Origin of the sequence: Micromonospora sp. WMMD975 (assembly GCF_029581215.1) — a bacterium.
GTDB lineage: Bacteria > Actinomycetota > Actinomycetes > Mycobacteriales > Micromonosporaceae > Micromonospora.
This window is the reverse complement of sequence record NZ_CP120739.1, coordinates 2,234,767-2,260,262: the sequence shown is the minus strand read 5'-3', so window position 1 is coordinate 2,260,262 and position 25,496 is coordinate 2,234,767. Positions and strand designations below refer to the sequence as shown.

Genomic DNA, 25,496 nt, shown 5'->3' with positions numbered 1-25,496 from the left:
GGCATGGGCATGATGGTGGTCGCACGTCGGGTGGATGCTCCGGCGAACGAGGTGCGTTACGAGTTCGGGTTCGAGGACAGGTTCGATCGCCTTCTCGTCATCGATCCGCAGACCCTCGACGTCCGCGTCGAGGACGGCGATTTCAATGCCGCCGCCAGCGCTATCACCGCCAAGATCGTCAATTCCTGGCGCACCGGCGGTGACTTTCCCCCGAGGATGATCTTCGCGAGTTAGTTGGCGGAATGGGTGGTACGCCACGGATGCCTCCGGCCTCGTTCGGCACCCATAGCGTTCTACCGAACACCGTTCGGGCGGCGAGGTCAGGACGCGCGCGGCGGACGACGGAGGCTTCCCGGCTGACCTGCGGGTCGGATCACTGCGCGGGCGGAATGGAGACTCCGTTGGCGTCGAGTAACGAACCGTCCATCGCGCGGTCCGTCTCGACGGCGGTCAGCGACACGGTCACGTCGCCGTCCGAGGTCGGGAAGCGGGTGAAGTGCAGTAGGACGAAGCCCAGTCGTTTGTTTCCCCGGACGGCGTTGTCGAGCGGCCTGGTGTTCACGCCTTCGACGAGCCACTGGTAGACCGGCTGCGCGTCCTCCTCCTGCCATCCCTTCAGCGCGGCGTGGTGGACGGCCAGGGTCAACTTCTCGGCCAGGTAGGCGGGATCGCAGACGCTGATGATCGTCAGTTCGAGTTTGTCGAACCGGTGTCCCGCCCCGAAGTGCCACAGCGCCCGCACCTTGCGAACGCCGGGGGTCAGCGGCCGTCCGACGAACATCCACTGGTACGCGTCCAGGTGGGGCGCGTGGTCCCTGAGCCACCTCTTCCGGTCCCGCTCCGCCACGACCCAGGGCCGGGGGATCTCGCTGAACTCGTCGGTCCAGACGATCTCCGGGATCTCCCACGCATCAAGCCAGGACCGGACGCGTTCCCGGTTGGCCAGGAACGTCGCCGGCGACTCGTCTCTGGACGTCATTGTTCACTCCCGTGGTCCCAGTCGAGGCCCCAGACCCGGACGTTGCCCTGGTGGTCCCCGGTGACGATGGTGCGGAAGGAGGCGTCGGCGCGGATCGCGTTCACCCGGACGGGGTGGCCGCGCAGCGACCGGATCCGGCGCCCGGCGCGGAGGTCCCAGACGTCGACGGTTTCGTCGCCGCCGGCTCCCGTCACGGCGAACCGCCCGTCGGGCGACACCGCCATCTCCTCGATCCCGTGCAGGGGATGCTCCGCACCGGCCCGCCCGTCGTACACCAGAGCGCCGGTCCCGGCGTGCCAGACGACGAAGCCTGTCATTCCGGCGATGGCGGCGAGGCGACGCGAGTCGGCGAACGCCAGGTCCGCCGACGAGCTGTGTTTGACGCCGTCGAGACGGTAGAGCGGACGCCTGCGGCCCGGCCGCCACGCGGTGAGGTGGCTCATCTCGGCCACCAGCAGCACGCCGGAGGCGAAGCGGATCTCGGTGTGGGGACTGAGGTTCGCAAAGGTCCGCAGCAACTTTCCGGTGTCGATCGACCGGACCTCCACGGTGGCGCTGTCGCCGGTGTGCAGTTTCACGGCGATCGCGCGGGACGTCTCGTCGGCCGTGACGCCGCCGATCGTCCCCCGCCCGGTGCGGATCGTCGCGACGCGGGCCGCGGCGTCGAGTGACCACACCGTCGCCAGCCCGTACCCGAATCCGACCGTGACCAGGTCGCCGGAGACGTCGAGTGTCGTCTTCCCCTCGTCGTGGGGCTGGGCGCCGGCGACCTTGAACCGCGGCTCGGCCGTCGCGGTGTCGTGGCACGCGACCGACCCGTCCGAGTAGCCGATGATCAGGTCGCGTCCGCCCCGGGCGAAACGCAGGCTGGTGGCGGGGTTCCGTTTCTCGACCACGGAACCCACCTTCTGGAGTGTCTCCAGGTCGACGATGTCCACCTGGTCGATGTCGGTAGGAAAGGCGAACTGCCGCCCGGAGTCGCTGACGTCGAAGGCCCCGCGGGTGAGCATCACATCGGACAGCTCCTGCTCCAGCCAGATGCCGTGCAGGCCGGTGCGCTCCAGGTCCCGGCCCGCGGCCCGGGCGGCCCGGCGCAGTCGCGGGTGGCGTTCGAAGCCGGGGATCGCCCTGGCCTCGCGGATGGTCTCGGTGGCGCGCTGCCCCTCACCGGCCGCGATCATCCCGTCGATGCGCGCCATGACCTGGTCGAACGCTCGTTCCTCGTGCGCGAGGGCGCCGACCGGGCGGGGTGGCGCGTACGACCAGGGGGCGAGATGTCCGGGTAGCGGCATGGGGAGGCGCGACAGCGAGGTCCGGTCGCGGAAACCGTCCCGCTCGGCGACCACGGCGTATCCGCAGTCGCCGCTGAACGCCGTCGCGTCGCGATGGGAGCCGCGGTTCCAGTCCTTGGGGAAGGTGCGGACGCAGCGGCGGATGGCCAGTTCGAGGACCTGGAGGTCACCGCTGCCCGGGTCGAGCAGGGCCCAACCGGCCCGGCCGGAGACGCCGAGCACGTCGTAGCCGAGGAGCCAGGGGATCTCCCACCGTCGCGGCTCGTCCCACACCCGCATGTCCACGGTCATCATCGACCGGACGCCGAGCCGCAGGACGATCGACCCGTCCGTCGCCAGGGCGGTCCGCCGCTCCGGGTTCAACCCGTCGGGCGGCAGGTGCAGACCCCGCATCCTGGTACGACGCAGGGGCCACCACTGCTCCACCCGGTCATCCGCGTCGGGATGCCCCAGCGAGGCGGAGACGCACACCTCCGCCTCCGGGGCGAGGATCACCCGCGTGACACGCCCCTCGTGGGGCCGGATGTCGACGACGGGCTCCCACCCGCCGGTGCGGAAGACCAGGACGTGGCCGTCTGCCGTGCCCACCGCCGCGAAGCCGCCGTCGGGGCTGAGCGCCACGGCCGTTCCCCCGGCCAGCCGGCCTTCGAGTTCGGCGGTCCCGTCGGTGAGGCACCACCGCTCGACCGTCGAGTCCTGACGGCAGACGAGCACCCGCGCGGCAGCGTGGTCGATCGCGACGTCGACGGGCGCCCGGCCGGAACCGGTGAGTTCGGTGACCACGCGCCCCGCGAAGGCGTCCCAGATTCGCATCCGGCCCGACGTCTCGGCCACCACCACGTGCGTCGCGTCGGCGTCGCTGGCCATCGCCGCGGCCTCGCCGGTGAACTGCCCGAACACCTCAAGCGTGCCCCGGGGCGCCAACTGCGCGCAGCGGTCGCGCGCGGTCGTGATCTCGGGTGCCCCCGGGTGCTTCCGGTCCGCCTCGGCCAGGTGCCGCGCCGCGAGGACGCCGTCGCCGCGTTCCAGGTGGACCATCGCGGCCAGGTGGTCCGCCTCCCAGGAGTCGCCGGTGGCGCGCAGCTCCGACAGCAGGGTCTCGTCGGTGACGAGGCCGTCGGCCCACCTGAGGAGCCCGTGGTTGTAGACCGCGTGGACGTTGTGCGGGTCGATCGCCCTCGCCTGCTCGAACAGCTCGACCGCCCGGGTCTGCTCGCCAAGGTCCCACAGCGACAACGCCTTGTTCGACAGGCCGTCGGCCTTCAACGCCGGCGGGACCCGGTCGGAACGCGGGTAGGTGCCGCCCGCGCAGTCCGCGTACAGGCCGGCAAGGACGGCCTCCGCCTCGGCGGTGTCGCTGATCCGCGACCGGGGATCGCGCGCGAGGCAACCGGCCAGCAGGTCGCGCAGCGCCTGCGGGAGATCGGCGCGCAGCGCGGCGAGCGCGTCCGCGCCCTCGTGGCCCCACTCCCAGAGCCGACGCCCGTGCAGCAGCTCGATCACCGTCAACGCCCACGACCACATGTCGCTGGCCCGACCGATCCGGCCGTCCGGGTCGACCTGCTCCGGAGAGCAGTACTGCGGCGTGAACCCGCCGAGGGTCGCGTAGGCGGTCCCGGCATCACCGGGCGCAGGCTCCGAGGCGTACGCCTTCGCCTTGGCGGTGCCGAAGTCGGTCACCCGCGCCGTCTCGCCGTCGTACATGATGTTGGAGGGTTTGATGTCCTGATGGACCAGGCCCGCGGCGTGGGCGTGCCCGATGCCGCGCAGCGTCTGGATCGCGACGTCGAGGGCCGCCGGGAGGTCGCGGCAGCGACCCTCCCGCACCGCCGCGGTCAGGTCACCGCCCGCGATCCATTCCGCGAAGACCACCGGGTACGCGCCGACGCGCCGCACGTAGGCGCACCCGACCACGTTCGGGTGCGGGCCGAGGTCGGTCCAGGACTGTGCCTCCTGGGCGAGCAGATCAAGGATCCCGGGCGCCGCGGCCAGGTCGGGGCGCGGCGTCTTCACGGCCAGGTCGACATTCCAGGTGAGATGGTGGGCGCGGTACACGAAACCCATGCCGCCGGTCTCGACCACCTCGTCGATGCGGTACGTGTCGAGGACGGTCTCCCCCGGCCGCCACCGGATGACCTCCCCCGCGTCCACGTCGGGCCCTAGTCGGCGAGCGCCACGTAGATCGGGCTGCCCAGCAGCGCGCCGCCCGGTCCGGGCCCCTCGGTCAGCCGCTTGGCGATGAACTCGACCCGCTGCGCCGGCCCCGGAAGGCCGGCACCGATCTGCGACAACGCCTCGTGGAAACGCTCGTCGTCGAACTCGCCCGGGTCCGGTCGCAGCTCCTGAAGCTTGCGGAACAGGTACGGCGGGACCGACCCGACCGGCTCGGCGGCACCGCCGCCGACCACGTGCGACGCCGAGCCGCCGAGGACGACGACTTGGCCGTCGAGCATCCCGGCGAAGACCACGATGCCGGCGGTCGGGAAGACCTGCCAGCGCATCCTCATACCGGCCTGGAAGTAGGGGCGGGAGTCGCCGGCGGCGCCGATCTGGTCGGCGTCCTGCAGGTGCCGGACCACCTTCGCCAGCTTGTCGAGGTCGTGGCGCTCCGGCCGGACCGCCTTGCGGCTGTAGCGAACGAACTTCAGATCCACGGCGACTTCGGTCTCGTGCTGCGCGTCGGAGGTGAGCTGGGCCGCGAGGAGGCCGAGCTTCAGGTGCGACAGGTAGAGGTAGTACGTGAGGGTCAAGGCGCGCTCCGGTGACAGGGAGATGGCCGAACCCAGCCTACGTGCCGTGTACCCGTGTCGCAGGCCCCCGCGTCGGCGTTCGGACTTCGGCCGGCTCAGCCGACCATGCAGCCGGCGTGGTACTGGTAACCGTCGTGGTCCTCGTCGGTCCAGATCTCGCGCATATTGTCGTCGGACATCCAGCCGTACGTCGACGTGCCCTCGACCCGGACCCACCACCACAGGTTTCCGTAGCCATTCCGGTGGAAGCAGTGCCAGTAGACGACGTCGCCGGCGTAGAGGGTCCGCACATTGCCGCACTCGGAGTACGGCGCGACCTTCAAGTTGGCGGTCTTGGTCATCACGCCTCCGCCCTCACCGTTGTAGGGGTGCGGAGGGCTGACACAGGAAACGGCTGCCGAGGCGCCGGCAGCCGGAGCGACGACGACGGCCACGAGGGCCAGCAGGACGGCGGACAGGGTCCGCACCAGTGCACGCTGCACCATCATTCTTCCTCCCCGTTAGGTTGAATGTGATTGCCACGTTACGGAAGCCGACGACATCCATCAATGTCAGGTGCCGGTCAGGCGCTCTCCCGTCGCGAAACGTGCGGTGACGTCACGGCCGTTGGTCAGCACGTTGGCGAGCCTGATCGGGACACCCGCCCGCACCACCTCGGTGCCGACCCCGAACGATGCCGGCATCCGCCAGGTGCGCCACGTGCGTAGCGGTACCGCCGCTTCCCTCTTCTGCCGCTTGAGGATCGCCTCGGCGGCGATCACATCGGCGTGCCGGCCCTCGACAACCTCCACCAGCTCCGCACCTGCCAGCAGGTGCTGCCGTACCCGACGCGCGCCACCGACTCCGAACTTGAGCAGACCGCGGTGCCGGACCAGGTAGAGCAGATAGGACGTGTCCTGGAGAGCAGCGAAAGACCGGTCGCCCGGCTCGGGCAGACACTGGGGACAGGCCCGGTCCCGGAGCCGCTGCCACGCCCCACACCGCTCGTGGACACCCCATGTGCCGTGGGAGGAATTCCCGGTCCGTTCGCCGCACCACGGCAGGCCGTGGACGTCACCGGTTACGTCGGTCCAGCCGTCACGGCGACGCCGATCGAGCTCGGCGCCGAGAGCGACCGCCGCTTGAAACTCCGCAGCGGCACGCACGGAGATGGCGTCTGTTGGCGTAAGGCCGGCGAACCGGCGCATCTGTGCGCCGAGGGCGAGATCGTGTGGGATGCGGCCGAGCAGGCGCACTCCGGCCGCGAGAGCATAGCCAGCGGCGCGCTCGTCCAGGCAGACATGGCATCGGGTACGCCAGGAGGTGCGGCAGATCCGGTGGTCGCCACAGGTACGGCACCGGTAGAGGGCGACGCCGCTACCCTCCGGCAGCGCGTCGAGCCGCTCCATCTGATCCGCCACCAGGGCGGCGCACGGGTGGCAGTGGGCGTACCACGCGATGTCGGGGCCGCGCCCGCGCGAATTCGCCCGGCCGTGGACGGCATCGCCGCAGTTGACGCAGATCACCCGGCTGGGTCGATCAGCTCTTTCTCGGCGGCCCGTCATTCGTTCGCGGTGCCCGTCCGGGCCGCCGCGGCCGCGATCGCCTGCGGGGTGCCGCGTCGACCGCCGGCCTCCCACGACACCGTGCTGTAGTCGTCCCACCGCTTGTCGATCGCCACCGCATCGGCCTGGTCGTCGACCGCGACGGTAAAATCGCAGCCGGTCGCGTTCATCATCGCCCAGACGGCGTTGGCGACGTCTGCGTACTTGTCGGGGTCGTTCCGGCAGTCGAAGCAGATCGTGATCTCACGCATTTGATCGCTCCAGGATGTCGGGCAGCCGCAGGCCGGGGCAGCCGCTGGGGAGGTGACCTCTGCGGTGCCGCATCCAGACCACCACGTCGAGCACCCGCAGCCGGCTGACCGCCGCCGGCAGCTCTGCTTCCCGGTGCAGGGCGTCGAGGCGCTCCGCCAAGGTGCCGCCGTCCTCGCCGAGCTTGCCGTGCAGCCATGTCCAGAAGCCGCCCCGGGTGCCGTAGGCGCAGGACACCACGCCGTCGTAGACCGGCACGAGCCTCGGCCGCTTGCGGGCCAGCAGCTTGCCGGCGATCACCCAGTCGATGCCGGTGGCGGCACAAAGCAGGTGCCATGCGGTGTCCGCAGGCCCGCCATCGACGATGTACGGCAACGCGTCGTTGTCGCCCATCTTCACGTCGGCTGGGATCTTGGCCAGTTCCTCGGAGACCTCGCGGCCGAGCCGGCCCTGGAGCAGTTCGAGCCGCTGCCGTGGAGGGATGCGCACGCTTAGCAGTTCCACCGCGATCAGATCCTCGGCGGTGACCGTGTCCGCGACTTCGGGCCGGGATCCGCCGCCGCCCAGCACGTCGAACTGGCCGCCGGTGTAGGCGGCATCGCCGGTCCCGTGGAAATAACGCCGGAGATCGTCGACGGAGCCGGCGCCGTCCAGGACGGCCAGCATGTCGACGAGGGTGAGGGGTTGGCTCATGTGTCTCCCGTCAGAATCGGTTACCGGCGGCGAACGACAGATACGGGCTGGGTGCGCCGCTCCAGGACGCGTACAGTGCCTCACGGGCACGGGTGGCGGCGACGAACAGCAGGCACCGCTCCCGGAGCAAGTCGTTGTCGTGCTGCACCTGGTCCACCTCCGCCGGCGTGACCTCCTTGGCGAACGGGATCGTCTTTGCCGTCGCGCCGGCCAACGCCACGCAGCGGAACTCCAGCCCCTTCATGGCGTGCATGGTGGCCAGCCGCACCCCGTCGACATCGGTGCCCGGCTGGTCCCGTACCCAGGCGGTCGGGATGCCGGCGGCGGTCAGAGCGTCGTGCACGCTGCGCAGGGTGGTGGTGAACCGGGCGCAGACGGCGATCTCGCTCGGCCCGACGCTCTGCGCCACCCATTCCCGCACCTGCTCGACCAACGCCGCGACCTCGGCCTGCGGCGACGCGTACCCGTGAGCCTGGGGTTTGCGGCCGTGCAGCAGCGACCGGTAGCCAGCGAGGTTGTCCTCGCCGTCGCCACCGAGTTGCTCGACCCGCGCGCCAACGAGCACCTGGGTCGCCCAGGTGAGGATCTCCTCGGTGCTGCGGTAGTTGACGCGCAATCGGCTGCTGCGCCCGGTCACCGAGATGCCGAGCGAGGCCAGCGACACCCGTGAGTCGTAGATGCGCTGGTGCGGGTCGCCGGTGATGAAGAGGTCGTCGGGGCCGGGTGCCACGGCTGCGCGCAGCACCCGCCACTGCGCCGGGTGCAGGTCCTGCGCCTCGTCGACCACCACGTGACCGAAGCCGTGCGCGGCGAGGTCCGCGTCGGCGAGCAGGTCCGCGGCGCGGGCGCAGATCTGCAGGTACGTGGCCGAGCCGGCAGCGGACAGCTCGGCGTGGAACATCTCGACGGCGTCCCACAGCCGGTCGCGCTGCCGTGCGCCCAGCACCGAGCCGCGGCCACGCCGGCTGACCGCCCGGTAGTCCTCCCGGCTGCGCACGTCGTGGGCGAGGATGACGTGCCGGTATTCCTGGGCGAGGAACTGCTCCGGCCAGGGCAGCGTGAGCCACCGGCACACCCGTCGCCAGACCTGCCGTTCGTCGACGTCGCCGACGGGGGTCGGCACGCGGCCGGCGAGGGCGCGAACCGCGCGGTTGGCGAACGCGTTGACCGTGGTCACCTCCACCCGGGAGAGCTGCTTCTCGTCGTCGAGCAGCAGGGCCAGGTGCTCGCGCAGCGTCGCGGCCAGGGCATTGGTGTACGTGGTGAGCAGCACCCGCTGGTCGGGCGTACGAGACAGCAGGTGCTTGACCCGGTGCAGCGCCGCCACCGTCTTCCCGGTGCCCGGCCCGCCGCTGACCTGAGCGGGCCCCCGGTAGGACACCCGGTATGCGACGCGCCGTTGCGAGGGGTGCAGGAACACTCGCCAGGCCGCGAACGGCTTGTCGAGGATCTCCGCCAGCTCGTCGGGGCGGGTGACAAGCATGATGCGGCTGCGCGTGTTGGCGATCGCGACGGCCAGGCTCTCGCTCGGTTCGGGCGTGGCGTCGGCCGGCCGCCGCTCGGTCACCAGATCCCGGTAGACGTCGTCGGGCGTGAACCCTTCCGCCAGGTGTTGCAGCACCTCGAACTGGTCCTCGGGCAGCAGGGTGCCGAACGCCTCCAGTTGCGGCTTGTCGGTGATCGTGCGTACGGCTCGCAGCACCTGGTCGTCGATGCCGAGGTGACGCAGCGCGGTGTCGGAGTGCTTCGCGAACAGCAGGCTCGGCGCCTGCGCCGCCGCCTTCTCGAGCGCCGGCGTGAGCTGCTCGATGGCCACGACATTGCGCACCTCCAACGCCCGCGTGGCCGTGTTGACGGTGTAGAGCAGCTTCGTCGCCCAGGTGTACGCGTCGTCGTGCGGCACGACCTTCAGCAGCAGGAACGTGTCGCTGCCGTCGTCGGGCGCGAGCACCACCCCACGCCAGAAGTCGGTGACGCGGATGGTCCGCATACGCGGGTCGCGGGCGTTGTGCACCGACTCGAGGTGCAGGCCCTTGTCGGCGTACAGCTCGGCGATGGTGAGCTGCTGGAACTTCTCCATCGCCTTGCGTACGCCCGCCTTCACCGGTTTCTCCAGGACGTCGAAGCTCTGCCAGAAGGTGTTGGCGAAGGCGAGCTGCGGCACGGGCGGACCTTTCGGGGTGGTGGACGGTCAGTCGTCGATCAGTTCGTCCGAGGCGGGTGCCTGCGCCTGGTCGTAGAACCAGCGGAGGTGGTCGAGCAACGCCTCGCGGGCGTCGGCGTCGGCGATGACCGCCAGCGGGAAGCCGGGGCGCAGGGCGAGCTTCGCGGCGGGAATCTGGACACCTGGCAACTCATTCAGCCGCTGCCGCAGTTCCTCCCGCAGGGCCACCGCGTCGAACGGCGTACGGATGCTGAGGTGCTGGAAGACGACCTCGCACTTCCCGCTGGGGTAGAGCGCCACCGGCCAGATGCTGCCGTACTCGTGTTCCTTCCCCCGAGCCAGGAGGAAGCACGAGGTGTAGTCGCCGTCGCCGTAGCCCAGGATCCCGCCCATGGTGGTCCACGCGTCGAGCACGACGGCGACGGCCGTGGCGACCGCAGGTCCTTGCGAGGCGGTGAGCTGTTCCATGAACCGTGCGGCGCGGTCGACATCGCCGGTGGCGCGGAGTCGCGGCGCGGGCAGGTCGGGCGGCGTCACCCCGGCCAGCTGCGCCAGTTCCTCGACGGTGATGCGCTGGGCCTGGTCGGCGCGGCCGTTCTTGTCGAACGTCACGCCCTCGCCGCGCAGCACGTCGCGCGGGTCGTCGGTGCGGTCGGGCTCGAGCCACTTGAAGTTACCCGCGACGATCCCGCCGGCTTGGAGCACCCGGTGGGCGTTCAGGGTCGGGTGGTTGGCCAGCCGGTTACCCACCGGCTGCGGGGCCGTGCCGATGAGGGCGGCCAGGTCACCGTAGGTGGTCCACGAGCCGGTCGGCAGCTCGGCGAGGGCCTTCGCCAGCACGTCCCAGGGGACGTCGGACTGGTTGCCGATTTCCTCGGTGGGGCCGGGCCAGATGGTGACGATCCGGTCGGCGAGGGCGTCGGCCCGCGCCAGGATCTCCGAGCGGCTCCACCGCTGCTGGTCGGCAATGTCCCGGCTCAACTGGACGCCGCTCTTCGCCAGGGCGTTCCGCTTGGCAGCGAACGGCTTGTTGCTCAGCTCCGAGTTGTAGCCGGTGAGCGTCAGGTTCCCGAGCGTGTGCACGAGCGCGTCGTGGGCCTCGTCGGGGTTCTCGTCGGTGTCGAGGTTGGTGGCGAGCATCTGCCGCCACTCGTCGTTGAGGGTCTGCGGCAGCACGTGCTCGATGGTCAGCTTCTCCAGCGCCACCGGCTCCTTGCTGCCGTAAGACTCCTCCAGCCAACGCAGCACCAGGTTGCGCTGACTGGCCCGGCCGTTGAGATAGAACGGGATGGTCCGTACCAGGACACGCAGGCTCGCGTCGGTGGCCCAGTGTTTGCGGCCCGTCGACAGGTATCTCCGCACCGCCTCGTGGACCGGCAGGTCCCGGTCCATCTCGGTGACCACGGCGAGCAGGATCCGGTTGATGTTCATCGTGCTACGGCCGATCAGCAGCCGCCGGACGAAGAAGCTCTCCAGGAACAGCATCGCGGCGGCGATCTGCTCGGACGTTGCCGTGCCCCGGTCCCGCCGGTCGAGCAGGTGCAGCAGCACCGGATAGACGGTGGTGGTGCCCCACGCGCTGAGCCGCTCCAGCCGCTGCCGTACGGCCGGGTCCTGCTCCTCGGCGGGGTGCAGGATCACCCGCAGCAGCGCGCCGAGTCGGCTGAACCGCTGCACCTCGGCTTCCACCTCCGCTTCCGTCCGCAGCTTCTCGAGGCGGGCCTGCTGACTCGCGTACGTGTCGGTTTGTTTGACCTTCGGGTCGCGGTGGACCAGGTCGAGCCAGAAAAGCAGGACCAGCTCCGTCGGGGTGAACCGCTGCTGCAGCGGTAGCCAGAGCGACTCGTAGACGGTCTGTCCCCGGTTGGGCAGTCGCATGAAGATGTAGTTGCGCAGCAGGTCGGCCTGGGTGAGCGTCAGCCCGGTGTTGTTCAGCGATTCGAAGATCCGGTAGACGTTGTCGCCGGGCTTGGCGGTGATCGCCACCAGCGCGAGCCCGGTGATCACGGCGCTCTCGATCTGCTGGACGGCGATCGGCTCCTCGGCGGTGCCGAGCGCCTCCAGCGCCTTGGCGAAGAACCGGTACGCCCGACCCACCGCGTTGTCACCGCCGGCCTGCGGCGTCGACCGCACGCAAGCCACGTACGCGTCCCGGTCTGCCTGGGTGGGGACCAGCTTCAGCCAGCGCTGCTCCTCGAACGGGTTGGTCAGGTACTGCTGGTCGAGCCGCAGCCGGTGTTTCTCGCTTTCGTGCTGGGCCCGGTGGTCGCGGATGACGCAGAGCAGGATGGTCAGCGTGGTGAGCCGCTGCTGACCGTCCACCACGAGGTATTCGGCGACACCGACCGGGCCCATGGCCGGGCTCGGCGCGAGCACCAGCGAGCCGATGAAGTGAGTGGCGGACGGGTGCTCGGCCCGGTCCCTGGCGAGCTGGCAGACGTCATCCCAGATCCGTTTGAGTTGTAGCTCGGTCCACGAGTAGGTCCGCTGGTAGAGCGGAACGTGATACTGCTTCGCCCCCTCCAACAGAGCCTGCAACGTGGTTTCCTGCGCCGTGACCATTCCGCACCCGTCCCCTTCGGACCCGCCCCTGAGCCGGCAAGACAACCAGATCAATGCGGCCCGGGGCAACACGCAGCGAGAGTTGCCCCGTCGGATAGTCGACAGCCAGCCGGGCGGCGTTCAATTCACTCGTTGTGTCCTACGACGAGCGCCGAGCAATTCCCGTCCGGAGGCCGAGGTGAGTGGACGACGTGGGGAGTCGGCCAGCGCATTTTCGATGCTCGCAGCAGAGCTTCAAGGAGCCTTGGGCGAGGGCTGGCGCTGGCTCGACCCGCAATTGATAGCGCACGGCCAGGCGTTCATCGAGTCGCTCTACCACGACGGTGAGCCGCTCGACGTGTTCTTCGCCCGCGCGGTGGCACCCCTGCAGCCGCCTCGGCTGACAGCTCGTTGAGGGTGCCGGGCATGGCAAGAACCGTGCAGATCCGCGTTTACACCGTGCGGGCTGGGCTATTGGACGAGTGGGTGAACAAGTGGCAGCGCCTGGTCGTGCCGTTGCGCCGTGATCTGGGCTTCGAGGTCTACGGCTCATGGAAGGACCACGCGCGCAGCCAGCACATCTGGGTGATCTCCTACGACGGACCCGAGTCGTTCGAAGAGGCGAACGCCGCCTACTGGGCCTCGGAGCGCCGCAAGACGCTCGGCCTGGACCCGGGCGACTACCTGGTGGGTGAGGAGACCCGTGAGGTCGAGCAGACGCTATGAGCCCGGATCGGCCGGTAGCAGCAGCAGGAACGTGTCGCTGTCGTCGTCGGTCGCCAGCACCACCCCGCGCCAGAAGTCGGTGATCCGGATGGTCCGCATGCGGGGGTGACGCGCGTTGTTCACCGACTCCAGGTGCAGGCCCTTGTTGGCGTACAGCTCGGCGATGGTGAGCTGCTGGAACTTCTCCATCGCCTTGCGTACGCCGGACTTCACTGGCTTTCCCAGGACGTCGTAGCTCTGCCAGAAGCTGTTGGCCAGGGCGAGCTGCGGCACGAAGCGGCCTCCTGCACGTTCGATCGAGGCGGTGGGTGCGACCCTACCGGCTGCCGGATCCGTCGGACTGGACCATATAGGGTCACGGACTGTGAGCTGTCCTTCATCCGACAGTCATTCGTAATCGCTTGGCTTCGGCGAGTCCCAATATCCACACTGATGTATGGCCCGCTCGGACGGTACGCCAGACGTAAACGGAAGCCGCCGCCCGTCGCCCCGGCCACAGGTACGCGCGCCCGACGGCTTCCCCCCATCACTGCAGCCCCTGCTGGCGCGGATCGCCGACCGGCGTGCCGCCCGCAGCGAGGCGACCCTGCAGGCTGACATCCGCCAACTGCTGCTGGCCGGCGACTTCGGGCTCTGCGACTCCCACCTCGACGAGGTCGACCTCGAGACCCCTGCCGGCGGTGGCCGGCGCATCGACATCGAAGTCGGCTACACCATCATCGAGGTCAAGCGAAGGCTACAGGCCGGTCGCCCCCTGCTGGCGGCTGAGCGCCAGCTTGGCGGCTACGTGCGCTCGCGGAGCATGGTGAGCGGCCAGCGGTACGTCGGCATCCTCACCGACGGCACCACCTGGCGGGCGTACCAGTTGGCCGGCGACGCGCTGACCCTCATCGACACCCACGCGGTCGCTGCCACCCGCCCCGACGGTCTGGCCCTCTTCTACTGGCTGGAAGGCGTGCTGGCGACGAGCCGGCGGGTACGCCCGGCTCCCGCCGAGGTGGCTCGCCGCCTGGGCGCGCAGAGCACCTCCCACAAGCTGGATCGTGCCGCGCTCGCCGCCCTCTACGCCGAGCACGAGCACCTGCCGACCGTGGAGTTGAAGCGGAAGCTGTGGGCTGAGCTGCTGGACAGCGCCCTGGGCACCCAGTTCGTCGACGACCCGGACCTGTTCGTCGAGCACACCCTGCTGATGAACAGCGCATACATCATCGCGCACCTGGTTGTCGGCATCGACGCCCTGGAGTTGCAGCCGCAGGATCTCATCACCGGGCAACGGTTCGACCAGGCCCGCATCCTGGGCGTGGTCGAGCACGACTTCTTCGGCTGGACCACCGAGGTGCCCGGCGGTCGCGAGTTCATCCAGGGGCTCACCCGGCGACTGGCGCGATTCGACTGGTTGCGGGCCGACCACGACATCCTCAAGGTGCTGTACGAGTCGATGATCGGCCCGGAGACACGTAAGCGGATGGGCGAGTACTACACCCCAGACTGGCTCGCCGAGCACCTCGTCGACACCGTCGTCACCGATCCGCTGCGGCAACGTGTGCTGGATCCCGCCTGCGGCTCCGGCACCTTCCTCTTCCACGCGGTCCGCCGGTATCTCGCCGCCGCCGAGGCGGCGGACCTGCCGCTGGATGCCGCACTGACGCAGCTCACCCATCAGGTGATCGGTGTCGACCTGCACCCGGTCGCCGTGGCGCTCGCCCGCGTGACTTATCTGCTCGCCATCGGCCACCGACGGCTGACCGACCAGCGGGGTGCCATCACCATTCCGGTCTATCTCGGCGACAGCATGCAGTGGCGGGAGCGCCTCGATCTCTTCACGGAGGAGCACGTACGAATCAGCGCGGGCTACAACGCGAACGACGCCGAGGAGTGGCTCCGGTTTCCGAACAGGCTGCTCAACGAGCCGAGCCGTTTCGACCAGATCGTCTCCGGACTCGCCGGCATCGCGGCCAAGCCGCGGGACCCGGACAACCCGCCGTCGCTGGCGGCCTTCTTCCATCACCTCAAGATCGAGCCGGACGACCAGCCGATGATCCGTGGCACCTTCGAGGCGATGTGCCGGCTGCACGACGAGGGCCGCGACCACATTTGGAGCTACTACCTGCGCAACCTGGCCCGGCCGGTCTGGCTGGCCATGAGGAACAACCGGGTGGACGTCCTCATCGGCAACCCGCCGTGGCTCTCGTACCGTCACATGCCTGCCGGTATGCAGGTGATGTTCAAGAAGCTCTGTTGTGATCGCGGGCTGTGGCGTGGGAGTCAGTTCGCGACGCAGCAGGACCTCTCCACCCTCTTCGTCGCCCGAACCGTCCAGCAATATCTCCGTGACGGTGGCGCGTTCGCCTTCGTCCTGCCCAACGCCGTGCTGGACCGCGAGCACTTCGAGGCCTTCCGCAACGGGCGGTACACGGACGAGGCCGAGCCGACAGATGTTGCCTTCACCGGTTCCTGGGACCTGCGCCGCCTGCGTCCCCACCCATTCCCGCGCGGAGCCGGTGTCGTCTTCGGCAACAAGGCGGCCACGGGCAGCCCGCGCGGCCTTCCCTCGGTCACCGAGCTGTGGACGGGACACCTCGGCAACGACGCCAGGAGCTGGGCACAGGCCGCACCGTCCATTCACCGGGAACCTGCCCCGCTGGGAAGGTCGCCCATCGCCGAGTCACCGTACAAACCACATGTGCACAACGGCGCGACGATCTTTCCCAAGATTCTGTTCTTCGTCGAGACAGATTCCGGTGGGCGACTGGGTCTCGGCGTGGGCCGTCACGCCGTTCGCTCGGCCCGCAGCATCATGGAGAATCCCCCGTGGAAGGATCTGCCCGCTCTCGAAGGCGTCGTCGAGAGCGAGTTCATCCGACCGGTGCTGCTCGGCGAGACGCTGCTACCGTACCGGATCTTGCCGGCAAAGCAGGCGGTGCTGCCGCTCGACGGTGCCACGCTGATGACCGGGCCTGACTCTCGACTCGACTACTACTTCGGTCTGGCCGAATGGTGGCGGACGGCGGAAGCCACCTGGGAAGCGCATCGCAACAGCCCACGTCTCACCCTGGGTGAGCAACTCGACTTCCGACGCAAGCTGACCTCGCAGCTCCCCGCACCGCCCCTTCGGTTGGCCTACGCGGCCTCCGGGATGCACGTCGCCGCTGCCATCGTCGACGACCCGGCCGCGATCATCGAGCACGCGCTCTACTACTGCGCGATCGACAGCCGGGCGGAGGGTCACTATCTCAGCGCGATCCTGAACAGCCCGGCTCTCACCACGCTCGCCCGCCCCCTGATGTCCTACAGCAAGGACGAACGGCACATCGACAAACACGTCTGGAAACTACCCATTCCCCGGTACGACGACGCGGACCGGACACACCGACGGCTCGCCGAACTCGGCCAGGACCAGTGTCAGTTCGTGGCTGGACTGGACCTTGAGGAGGGGCGGTACTTCGTGACCCTGCGTCGGCGGGTCCGAGCCGCACTCGCCGGCCATCCGACCACCGCGGAGATCGAAGCCGCGGTCATGGAGATGCTCGCCTGATGGACGCTCCCGACGGGTCGAAGCAACGACCGCGTGGGAGAGGATTCTGCGGCGGCACGCCGGTGTCGGGTACCGCGACGAGCCTCGGCATCTGATAACGCTCACCTGAGCACAACCATCGACCGCGCACATCTGGAGGACCGATGCCGGCCATCGAGGCGATCACGATTTGCAGCAGCTCCAAGTTCTACGACACCGCTCAGCGTGCGGAGGCGTCGTTCCGCGCCCTGGGCTTGACCGTCTACACCCCGCGCTACGACTTCAGCGAGCAGCACGTGCAGGTCGACGAGCCGGACAAGATCCGGCTCACCCGGGACTTCCTCGCGAAGATCGCGAAGTCGGATGCGATCTTCGTCGTGGCCACCGGTGGGTACGCGGGCGTAAGCGTGTGCATCGAGGTCGGCTACGCCGTGGGGCAGGGCAAGACGGTGTTGTTCTCCGAGCAGCCGACGGAGTTCGCCCTCCGAGCACTGGTCGACGCGGTGGTCCCCGTCAGGGACATCAGCTCCGAAGTGCACTCGGTGATCAGCGCTCCGGCGCAGGGCAGGTCCCGGTAACCCGGCGCACGCCGACGTTGCCCCCTCAGCTATCCGGTCGCAGGGCGGCGACGCGGGCCAGCATCGGCCGGAACGGGCCGTCCTCGCCGTCCGGGCCGATCTCGACGCCGTCGAGCCACACCCACTCGCCGTCGTACCACTCGCTCAGGTCCGGCCGGACCCGCACGACCCGCAGCCGCAACGGAGCCCTCGGCGTAGCGGCAGTCGGTGTCGGCGACCTGGACCACATCCCCGGCGGCGACGGACACGCGCGGGACGACCGGCACGGGGGCCACCGCCGCCGGCACCGACGCGCGGTGGGGCTAGGGTCGATGGCGTAATCAGACACGGCTCGGTGAGGGTGGCGGGCATGCCAAGAACCGTGCAGATCCGCGTTTACACCGTGCGGGCTGGGCTGTTGGACGAGTGGGTGGACAAGTGGCAGCGCCTGGTCGTGCCGTTGCGCCGTGATCTGGGCTTCGAGGTCCACGGCTCGTGGAAGGACCACGCGCGCAGCCAGCACATCTGGGTGATCTCCTACGACGGGCCCGAGTCGTTCGAAGAGGCGAACGCCGCCTACTGGGCATCCGAGCGCCGCAAGACGCTCGGCCTGGACCCGGGCGACTACCTGGTGGGTGAGGAGACCCGCGAGGTCGAGCAGACGCTATGAGCCCGGATCGGCCGGTAGCAGGTGGGCCCGCCGCTCGTCCTCGGTGAGCGCACGGAACACCCGCGAACGTGCCGCTGCCGTCAACTCGTCCACGTCGACGGAGTCCGCCCAGACGCGGGCGGTGCCGTCAGCCGAGCCGGTGGCGACCTGTCGCCCGTCCGGCAGCCATACCATGCTGGTCACGCCATCGCGGTGCACGCCGATCACCTCGCCCTGCTCGTCGTCGGGGCTCCAGAGCCGCACGGTCCGGTCGTCGGAACCGGAGGCGAGGCGCTGGCCGCCGGGTGCCCAGGCAACCACACGCACCCGCTTTTCGTGGCCGGTCAGCACCCTCGGCCGGTCGGCGCCGGTGAGGTCCCACACGCGGATGGTCCAGTCGGCTGAGCAGGAGGCGAGTCGGCGTTCGTCCGGCGCCCAACTGAGCCCGTCCACGTAGTTCTGATGGCCGGGGTGGACCGTGGAGTCACCCGGGTGCTCGATGTCCCAGACCCGGACGGTGCGATCGTCGGATCCTGAGGCGAGATAGCGACCGCTCGGCGACCAGGCGAGCGCGCCCACCCAGTCCGCGTGTCCGCGCAGGACTCCGGCGGCGCTGCGCGTACGGACGTCCCACAACCGTATCGAGTTGTCCTTGCAGCCGGCCGCCAGCCGGGAGCCGTCCGGTGACCAGGCGAGCGACTCCGCCTCCTCGCCGAAGTGCACCTCTCCGCCGGCACCGACCAAGTGGACCGAGCCATCTCGCAGTGCCACAGCCAGCACGTCAGTCACCGGTGAGCAGGCAAGCGCCACGACCGGTTCGGGCCACGTCGTCACGGCGGCCGTTCCGTCCGGCTGCCACCGCCGTACGCTGCCGTCAGCGCCGCCGGTCACGATCTTCGCGGTCCGATCCAGCGCGAGAGCGGTGACGGGCCCCTCGTGCCCGGTGAGCAGCCGGCTTTCGGCCCCGCGTGGCTGCACCGCCCAGACCCGGGCGGTGCCGTCACCGGAGCCGCTGACCACCCGTCGTCCAGATGGCGACATCGCGACGGACCAGGCGACCTGGCTGTGTCCGCGCAGCTCGGCCACCTCACGCAACCGCTGGACGTTCCAGGCGCGGATGCTGCCGTCGCCACTGGCGAAGACGACCGTGCGACCGTCCGGGGACCAGGCGACCGACCACACCGGTGCCCCGTGACCGCCGATCACGTGCCGAGTCTCGCCGGTCGCCACGTCCCAGATGCGGACGGTCTGGTCGCCGGACCCGGTGACGATTCGCCGGCCGTCCGGTGACCAGGCGACGGCCTCGACGAAGTCACCGTGGCCGGTCAGCCTCCGCTCGGGACGGCCGGCGGCCAGGTCCCAGACGATGACGGACCGATCGTGCGAAGCCGAGGCAAGCGTTCGGGAATCGGGGGCGAAGCGCAGGCCCCACACGTCGCCCTCGTGGCCGACCAGGTGGGTGGTGAGCTGCCAGGCCGAGGTGTCCCACACCCGCACGGTTCGATCCCGGCTTGATCCGGCAAGGCAGCGGCCATCTGGTGACCAGGCGACGCCGCGTGCCACGTCGCCGCAGGGCAGCACTGCGACCGTCGTACCCGTCGTGGCCTCCCACACCCGGATGGTGCCGTCCCGGGAGGCGGTGGCGAGCCGGGTGGCGTCGGGGGACCAGTCGACAGCCTCCACCATCCCGGTGTGCCCGCGCAGCGCCCGGACGACCGTTCCGGTGTCGGCGTGCCAGATCCGTGCGGTGCCGTCCCGGGAGCCCGTCGCCAACTGCGTGCCGTCCGGTGACCAGGCGACCCCACGTACGGCGTCGGTGTGACCCGCGAGCACCGCCTCGGCGTGGCTGAACGCCAGCGACGCCATCAACGCCTGTCGGGCGACCGGTGTGGGCGGACATTCGCGCAGGGCTGCTGACGTCAGCAGCACCGCCAGCTCCGGATATCGGTCCACGTTGCCGAGCGCGAACTGGCCGATCGCTTCGGAGACCCGGTGCAGGAACGCGATGTCCCGGCTGCGGGACGCGGTCACCAGGGCACGGGCGGCGGGGCTGTCCTGACCGGCCGACTCCATCGCCTCCAGCCACTGCCCGGCCAGTTGAAGCCGTTCTCCGGTGAGCAGGTAGTCGGCATTGCGCCCGGCGTGCACCCAGTCCGCCGCCCACCGTTCCAACTCCGTACGCCGCCGGAGCTGCTCCGAACGCGCCTCCACCTGCTGCCGCAGCGGCGCCCACCGGCGGAACAACGCCTCGTGGGCCACCTGCACGTACGGTTCACCGTCGAGCACATCGGTGGTGAGCAGCCTCGCGTCGGTGAAGGCGACGATCACCCGCCGCCGGTCGGCGGAGAACTCACGCAACGTCACCCGACGCCGGGTCGGTTCGATGCCCTCCATCGCCACCAGACGTAGCAGAATCGCCAACACCTCGTCGGTGCTCGTGTCGCCGCGCAAATCTGCCATCACACTGTCTGCCTGGCGGCCCAGCGCACCCGCGACGCCGCCGACCGCCCGGTATGCCTGGCGGGTGGCCGTCCGGCCCGGCCCGGCCGCCCGGTGTAGCTCCTGAAGCAGGTACGCCAGTAGCGGCAACGCGTCCTGCGTGGCCGCGTCGGCGATGATCTCCTCGACGAGGCCGTCCTCGAAGCGCATCCCGGCGAGCTGTGCGGGCTGCTCCACCACCGCGACGAGGTCCGCCGGCCGCATGGTGCCCAGCGTCACCGGATTTGCGAACAGGTCCGGACGTGGACCCGCGAGCAGGCCGACAAGGAACTCGACGCGGAGCGTCGCGACAACCCAGAGCCTCCGATCGGTGTCGAGCGCGGTCGCGACCTGCGCCAGGAACGTGGCCTGCTCGGCGGCGCTCGACAGCGTGACCAGTTCCTCAAGCTGGTCGAGAATCAGCAGGACGCGCCCGTGCCGATGACCCGTTCGGGTCCGCCAGGCCGCCAGGCTACGGGCAAGACTGTCCGGACGGGACCGCACGTCCCGCAGCGCACGGGCACGGTCGCCAGCGCCCAACGTGACTGCCAGATCAGCGAGCCCGGCAAGGGGTTCGCCCCCTGGTGTCACCGCCGGCAACACCTGCCACCGTCCGCGTCGCAATCGGGGAACGACGCCCGCGTGGACCAGCGACGACTTGCCGCTGCCGGACGCGCCGGTGACACAGACGAATCGATCGGCCCCGTCCAGGCCCAGCTCGTGCAGCCGTCGCACCAGCTCGGTGGCCTGCTCGTCCCGCCCGAAGAACACCGACGCGTCCTGCTCGGTGAAGGCGGAAAGCCCAGGGTAGGGGCTCCGATCCGACTGCCACACGGGCCGGGCGGTGCGTGGCGCCTCCCACCACAGCACCAGGCCGTTGCCCACGATCAGCACCACCAGCAGGACGATCAGCGCAGGCCCGGCGACCCCGCGGATTCCGGCGTTCAACGGCGAGGTGTCGGCGTTGGCGAAGAAGTTCGCCGCGATCTCCAGCAGAACCGCGACGATCAGAAGTGACAGTTGCAGGACGATAGGTGGACGTCGACTCGGCCGCACCGATCCTCCCAGCGATGATCCCCGATGGGATCACGTTAGCTGGTTGGCGCTCGCGTCGATGGCCCACTGAAACACCTGGCGACACCCGGACGCCGCCCACCGGCCCTCAGCCGGGGTCCATCTCCTCGCCCGTCTTGACGATCAGCCGACGCGACTCGTCTTCGCTCAGGGCCAGCGCGTCCAGCCCCGACCAGGCCCGCTCGTACGCGGCCCACTCCGCCGGCCGGTCGAGGTAGAGCGCCCCGGTCAACGATTCGCGGTAGACCACCGGCGGGTCGGGGTCGGCGCGCAGCCCCGGCGGGAAGTCCAGCAGCACGAACGGGCCGGCGATCGCCCCTACGTGCGGGCCCGCGGCGAGCGGCAGCACCCGGATCGACACGTGTGGCAGCCGGCCCGCGTCCGCCAGATACCGGAGTTGCCCGGCCATGGTCGCGGCGCCGCCCACCTGCCGCAGCAGCACCGCCTCGCAGAGCATCACCTCGATCCGGGGCGGTCGGGGCAGACGCCGCCGGAGCAGGCCCTGCCGGCGCAACCGCGCATCGAGCAACCGTTCCCGATCCCCCTCCGTCGTGCCGAGGCGGGACCGGCAGGTCGCGGCAGCGTACCCCCGGGTCTGCAACAGCACGGGGACCAGTGCCCCGGCGTGCTCGCGCAGCCGGCACGCGGCGGACTCCAGGCCGCCGTAGAGGTCGAACCAGTCGGGTACGGGATCGCCGTACGCGTGCCACCAGCCCCTCCCCCGCGTCTCGCCGGCCAGGGCGACGAGCGCTGCGGTCAGCTCGCGCCGTGCGCCGTACAGCTCGCACATCGCCCACACGTCGACCCCGCGCACCACGCCGACGCCACTCTCGATCCGCCACACCTTCTGCCGGCTGCACTCCAACGCCGCCGCCGCGCCGTCGAGCGTCATCCGCGCCTCGGTGCGCAGCTCCCGCAACACCCGCCCGAGCGCCCGGCGCGGCACCGACGACCCCGCCAGCTCAGCCATCCGCGCGCCTCCCCTCGGCCGGACCGGTCTCCCGGCACGGCCCGCCGGGCCGCCTGCCGGACGCCCTCGGGCGGTAGCGGTCCGGGCGCTGGTTGCGCGCCGCAGCCGCCGGGCACCGCTCGGCCCGCTGGTAGACCTCCGCGCCGTCGCACCGCGAGGTCACGATCTCTTCGGGTACGCCGGGCGGCGCGCTCGGCTGCCGCCAGCGCCCCGGTACGTCGTCATCCGGTACGGCAGGCCCCGCCGCCTCGACGGCACCCTTCCTCGACCGCACGAACCACGTCCACCGCCAACCCATGCCGCTCCCTTCCACGACCATCCACGTCGGTTCACTTTACAACCAAACAAGTCAAACAAGCTATAGACTTTAAACAAGGCATAGCTTCCATGACCTCCTGCTGGCTGTGGTGAAGTCGGCGCATGGTGCCGTACGTGCCGCTGTGGCGAAGAATCCGGCAGGACATCCTGGACCGAATCGATGCCGGGCTCCTCAAGCCCGGCGACAAACTGCCGACGACCAGAGAGCTTGCGGAGCAGTACGACACCTCGGGCGTGACCGTCAGAAAGGCCATCGACATCCTGATCGAGTCGGGCGTCCTGGAGGGCCGACAGGGCATCGGCGTCTTCGTCGCCGGCAGTCCGGGACATAGGTTGTAGGCCGCTCCTCATGGGGACACTTCGGCTAGTGGCGAGCCGAGAGGTGCGGGACCTGCTCGGCGTCTCGCGTACGCGCGCCTACCAGATCACCAACTCGAAGACGTTTCCCGACCCGGTAGCAGTGCTGTCCGTCGGCCGCATCTGGCTGACCGAGGACGTGGAACGGTGGATCCGGGATCACCGCCCCGATTTGCAGGACAGCTCCAAGTAGGCGCTCCAGCGTGCCGGTCTACCCTCGGACGCGCCGGAGCCTTATTCCCCCAGCCGATCCAGGTGGTTCAGCAACGCCTCGACCTCGGCGGCCGGGGCGGATCGTGGGCCGTGCAGCCCACCGACGTCGCGCAGCAGCCCCTCCAGTTGGCGCCGGGCATCCGGCACGTCACCGAGGCCGGCGACGAGCATGGCGATCTGTTGCCGCAGGGGGAACAGTTCCGGCGAGTCCGCCCGCATCGCCTGCTGTTCCTCGGCGAGGAGCGCCCGTAGCTCCCGCAGCGCCTCGGTTGCTTCGCCCAGCTCGGCCTGGCAGCTTGCCGCCTGCTGCCGGCACTGCCAGATCAGCTCCTCGTCGGGCACCGGACGCTCGGCGAGATCGACGACGAGCCGCTGGAACTCGGGGAGCGCCTGCCGGAACGCGCCCGCGAGAACGTACAGGTTGGCCAGGTTGAGCCGCAGCTCCAGAATTCGAGGTTGCTTGGACCCGTGTCCTCTGCCGACCGGCCGCAAAGCCGATTCGAGCAGGTCGGCGGCCTGGGTAAACCGCTCTTCCTCGGCGAGCGCCCAGACGCGGTCCTCCACCTCGGCGAGCTGGGCCAGCGACAGCGGCTCGACGATCTCTGCCGCGACTCGCGGCCGGGCGATGTCGACGCGGGTCGGCGGCAGCGGAGACCGGGGCGGCAACGGTCCGAACGGATAGCGGTACGGCATGGTCGGGTCGACCCGCTGCCCGTCCGCCACCGTCAGGGCGAGGTCGGCCGCCGCGTCGGTGGCGACCGCGCCGAACGGCGCGAGCAGTTCGTACACCTCGACGGCCGACTCCGGCCGGTGCTGCGGATCCTTGGCCAGCAGCCGGACGAGGAGTTGCACCAGGACGTCCGGCACACCCGCGCGGTGGTCGGTGACCGACGGTACCGGGTCGTTCATGTGCCGGTGCAGCATCCCGAGCGGGTTGTCGGCCCGGTAGGGCGTCTGGCCGGTGAGTAGCTCGAACAACACGCAGCCGAGCGCGTAGAGGTCGGCGCGGGGGCCGACGACGCTGTTGAGTGCCTGCTCCGGAGCCATGTACGTCGGCGTGCCGAGCGTGTGCCCCGTGGCGGTCAGCCGGGGGACGTCCGGCCCGAGCAGGGCGGCCACGCCGAAGTCGAGGACCTTGACGGCGCCGGTGGGGGTGACCATCACGTTCTGCGGCTTCAGGTCACGGTGCACAAGCGACGCGGCGTGCGCCACCGCCAGCACCGAACAGATCTGCGTACCGATCGCGGCGGCCCAGGGCACCGCGAGCCAGCCGCGCTCGGCGATCAGGTCGGACAGGAGTACGCCCGGCACGAGCTGCATGACGATGTAGAGGTCGTCGCCGTGGTGACCGACGTCGTGCACGCTCGGCACGCCGGGGTGGTCGAGCCGCGCGGTCACCCGGGCCTCGCGGACGAACCGGTCAATCGCGGTGTCCCGGTCGCCTTCCGCCACGGCGAGCTTGCGCAGGAACTTGATCGCGACCGGTCGGTCCAGTTTCTCGTCGAAGCCGGCCCACACCTCCCCCATGCCACCGTGCCCGACCGGATACGTCAGCTCATACCGATCGGCTACCCGCTCCTGGGCCTGCAATGCCTCTCCCCTCGGCGCCCCGTCAGCTACTTTCGGCAAGCCGCCGACTAATACCGCTCGCCGTAGACATCGGCCAGCTCCCGGTACGCCTCGCGGACGGCCTCGCCGACGCTCGGGTCGTGAGCCGCGTTCTCGGCGGCGACGGCCGCGAGTTCGAGAGCGTCACGGATGCGGGTCAGTTCCGCCTCGGTCTCGTCCCAGAGGCTTGATGCGCGTCGCCGCTGCTCGGTAAGCGCCTGGGAGACGCGGCTGCCCGCATCGCCGGCCGTGGCGGCCTGCTGCTGGCGGCGCACCTGGCCGCGCAACTGTTGTCGACGGCTCAGCACGTCGCTCGCCTCCCACAGCACCTGCGCCAAGAGTTCGGCACCTTCCACGTTGTCGATGACGTGGCTGACCTCGGGCAGGGCGCGGCCGGCGCGTTCCGCCAGCTCGACCAGGTCGAGGAAGTCCTCCCGCTCCTCGCCACCGGTCAGGGTGTGATGCAGGTTGGGGTAGGCGGCCTGGTCGGGCGCCTCCACCCGGGGCGGTGGCTTCTTCGACGTGATGCCGGCGGACCCGAGGGCCAGCAGAAGCCCCACGAGCAACAGTGTGACGAGCAGAGGGGCGCCGGAGGCGCAGAGCCCGGCGGAGACGAGCAGCGCGACGGTGCAGAGCACGATCACGGCGGGCGTCTTCGACGGCTCCGGGCCGACAGGAGCCGCTCGCAGGTCGGTGATGCTGCCCCACTCGTGCCTGAGGGGCGAACTGGTCACCTTGAGCGGCGCGAGCGCGGTCATGACCCGCGACGGGTCCACGGCGATCCAGAGGTGGAAGGTGGGTTCGGACGGGGACAACCGTC

23 protein-coding genes are annotated in these 25,496 nt (G+C 70.1%); 8 read left to right on the top strand and 15 right to left on the bottom strand.

Features of this window, described 5'->3' with window-relative positions; all coding sequences use genetic code 11:
* The first annotated feature begins 3 nt into the window (after positions 1 to 3).
* The gene (locus O7613_RS09600) at positions 4 to 234 is read left to right on the top strand and encodes a hypothetical protein (RefSeq protein WP_282293358.1); all 231 of its coding nucleotides are present in this window, start codon (positions 4 to 6) and stop codon (positions 232 to 234) included.
* 139 nt (positions 235 to 373) lie between these two features.
* Here the strand turns inward: O7613_RS09600 and O7613_RS09595 are convergent, their stop codons facing one another.
* The 9 genes from O7613_RS09595 to O7613_RS09555 form a co-directional block, all read right to left on the bottom strand.
* Positions 374 to 979: a hypothetical protein gene (locus tag O7613_RS09595; protein WP_282293356.1), complete on the bottom strand. Its 606-nt coding sequence runs from the start codon at positions 977 to 979 to the stop codon at positions 374 to 376.
* Positions 976 to 4,422: a serine/threonine-protein kinase gene (locus O7613_RS09590; RefSeq protein ID WP_282293354.1), complete on the bottom strand. Its 3,447-nt coding sequence runs from the start codon at positions 4,420 to 4,422 to the stop codon at positions 976 to 978. The genes O7613_RS09595 and O7613_RS09590 overlap by 4 nt, the downstream gene beginning before the upstream one ends.
* A gap of 8 nt (positions 4,423 to 4,430) precedes the next feature.
* Entirely contained in the window at positions 4,431 to 5,021 is a 591-nt protein-coding gene (locus tag O7613_RS09585) for an SAVMC3_10250 family protein (RefSeq protein WP_282293353.1), read from the bottom strand.
* A gap of 95 nt (positions 5,022 to 5,116) precedes the next feature.
* On the bottom strand, positions 5,117 to 5,506 hold the full coding sequence (locus O7613_RS09580) for a hypothetical protein (RefSeq protein WP_282293352.1): 390 nt from the start codon (positions 5,504 to 5,506) through the stop codon (positions 5,117 to 5,119).
* 66 nt (positions 5,507 to 5,572) lie between these two features.
* Positions 5,573 to 6,526: a hypothetical protein gene (locus O7613_RS09575; RefSeq protein ID WP_282293351.1), complete on the bottom strand. Its 954-nt coding sequence runs from the start codon at positions 6,524 to 6,526 to the stop codon at positions 5,573 to 5,575.
* Positions 6,527 to 6,561: 35 nt separating this feature from the next.
* Entirely contained in the window at positions 6,562 to 6,816 is a 255-nt protein-coding gene (locus O7613_RS09570) for a hypothetical protein (RefSeq protein WP_282293349.1), read from the bottom strand.
* The gene (locus O7613_RS09565; RefSeq protein WP_282293348.1) at positions 6,809 to 7,480 is read right to left on the bottom strand and encodes a DUF6308 family protein; all 672 of its coding nucleotides are present in this window, start codon (positions 7,478 to 7,480) and stop codon (positions 6,809 to 6,811) included. The genes O7613_RS09570 and O7613_RS09565 overlap by 8 nt, the downstream gene beginning before the upstream one ends.
* A gap of 37 nt (positions 7,481 to 7,517) precedes the next feature.
* The gene (locus O7613_RS09560; protein ID WP_282293347.1) at positions 7,518 to 9,671 is read right to left on the bottom strand and encodes a UvrD-helicase domain-containing protein; all 2,154 of its coding nucleotides are present in this window, start codon (positions 9,669 to 9,671) and stop codon (positions 7,518 to 7,520) included.
* Between the two features lie 27 nt (positions 9,672 to 9,698).
* Positions 9,699 to 12,209, bottom strand: coding sequence for a DUF262 domain-containing protein (locus O7613_RS09555; protein WP_282293345.1), 2,511 nt, complete (start codon positions 12,207 to 12,209; stop codon positions 9,699 to 9,701).
* 241 nt (positions 12,210 to 12,450) lie between these two features.
* On the opposite strand from O7613_RS09555, the gene O7613_RS09550 reads away from it, so the two are divergent.
* Both O7613_RS09550 and O7613_RS09545 read left to right on the top strand, forming a co-directional pair.
* Positions 12,451 to 12,627, top strand: coding sequence for a hypothetical protein (locus tag O7613_RS09550; RefSeq protein ID WP_282293344.1), 177 nt, complete (start codon positions 12,451 to 12,453; stop codon positions 12,625 to 12,627).
* Between the two features lie 11 nt (positions 12,628 to 12,638).
* Positions 12,639 to 12,938: an NIPSNAP family protein gene (locus tag O7613_RS09545; protein ID WP_282293343.1), complete on the top strand. Its 300-nt coding sequence runs from the start codon at positions 12,639 to 12,641 to the stop codon at positions 12,936 to 12,938.
* On the opposite strand, the gene O7613_RS09540 is transcribed toward O7613_RS09545, so the two are convergent.
* On the bottom strand, positions 12,933 to 13,211 hold the full coding sequence (locus O7613_RS09540) for a hypothetical protein (protein ID WP_282293342.1): 279 nt from the start codon (positions 13,209 to 13,211) through the stop codon (positions 12,933 to 12,935). The genes O7613_RS09545 and O7613_RS09540 overlap by 6 nt on opposite strands.
* 163 nt (positions 13,212 to 13,374) lie before the next feature.
* Between O7613_RS09540 and O7613_RS09535 the strand changes: the two genes are divergently transcribed.
* Both O7613_RS09535 and O7613_RS09530 read left to right on the top strand, forming a co-directional pair.
* Positions 13,375 to 16,473 (top strand): N-6 DNA methylase, encoded by a 3,099-nt coding sequence (locus O7613_RS09535; protein WP_282293341.1) that lies wholly within the window; start codon positions 13,375 to 13,377, stop codon positions 16,471 to 16,473.
* Positions 16,474 to 16,616: 143 nt separating this feature from the next.
* Positions 16,617 to 17,030 (top strand): hypothetical protein, encoded by a 414-nt coding sequence (locus O7613_RS09530; RefSeq protein WP_281589537.1) that lies wholly within the window; start codon positions 16,617 to 16,619, stop codon positions 17,028 to 17,030.
* A 25-nt stretch (positions 17,031 to 17,055) separates the two neighbouring features.
* Here O7613_RS09530 and O7613_RS09525 read toward each other — a convergent pair whose 3' ends face one another.
* Positions 17,056 to 17,211, bottom strand: a complete 156-nt coding sequence (locus O7613_RS09525; protein ID WP_282293340.1) for a hypothetical protein — start codon at positions 17,209 to 17,211, stop codon at positions 17,056 to 17,058.
* Between the two features lie 168 nt (positions 17,212 to 17,379).
* On the opposite strand from O7613_RS09525, the gene O7613_RS09520 reads away from it, so the two are divergent.
* Positions 17,380 to 17,679, top strand: coding sequence for an NIPSNAP family protein (locus O7613_RS09520; RefSeq protein WP_282293339.1), 300 nt, complete (start codon positions 17,380 to 17,382; stop codon positions 17,677 to 17,679).
* On the opposite strand, the gene O7613_RS09515 is transcribed toward O7613_RS09520, so the two are convergent.
* Both O7613_RS09515 and O7613_RS09510 read right to left on the bottom strand, forming a co-directional pair.
* Positions 17,674 to 21,192 carry a hypothetical protein gene (locus O7613_RS09515; RefSeq protein WP_282293336.1) on the bottom strand — a complete coding sequence of 1,173 codons (3,519 nt, stop codon included), beginning with the start codon at positions 21,190 to 21,192 and terminating at the stop codon, positions 17,674 to 17,676. The genes O7613_RS09520 and O7613_RS09515 overlap by 6 nt on opposite strands.
* A gap of 106 nt (positions 21,193 to 21,298) precedes the next feature.
* Entirely contained in the window at positions 21,299 to 22,180 is an 882-nt protein-coding gene (locus tag O7613_RS09510; RefSeq protein WP_282293335.1) for a helix-turn-helix transcriptional regulator, read from the bottom strand.
* A 420-nt stretch (positions 22,181 to 22,600) separates the two neighbouring features.
* Here O7613_RS09510 and O7613_RS09505 point away from each other — a divergent pair, with 420 nt between their 5' ends.
* Positions 22,601 to 22,837, top strand: coding sequence for a GntR family transcriptional regulator (locus O7613_RS09505; RefSeq protein ID WP_282293333.1), 237 nt, complete (start codon positions 22,601 to 22,603; stop codon positions 22,835 to 22,837).
* A 28-nt stretch (positions 22,838 to 22,865) separates the two neighbouring features.
* Entirely contained in the window at positions 22,866 to 23,048 is a 183-nt protein-coding gene (locus tag O7613_RS09500) for an AlpA family phage regulatory protein (protein WP_282293332.1), read from the top strand.
* Between the two features lie 41 nt (positions 23,049 to 23,089).
* Here the strand turns inward: O7613_RS09500 and O7613_RS09495 are convergent, their stop codons facing one another.
* Positions 23,090 to 24,658 (bottom strand): serine/threonine-protein kinase, encoded by a 1,569-nt coding sequence (locus tag O7613_RS09495; protein WP_282293331.1) that lies wholly within the window; start codon positions 24,656 to 24,658, stop codon positions 23,090 to 23,092.
* Positions 24,659 to 24,705: 47 nt separating this feature from the next.
* A complete protein-coding gene (locus O7613_RS09490) occupies positions 24,706 to 25,491 on the bottom strand; it encodes a hypothetical protein (RefSeq protein ID WP_282293330.1) in 786 nt (261 codons plus the stop codon).
* Positions 25,492 to 25,496: the final 5 nt, after the last annotated feature.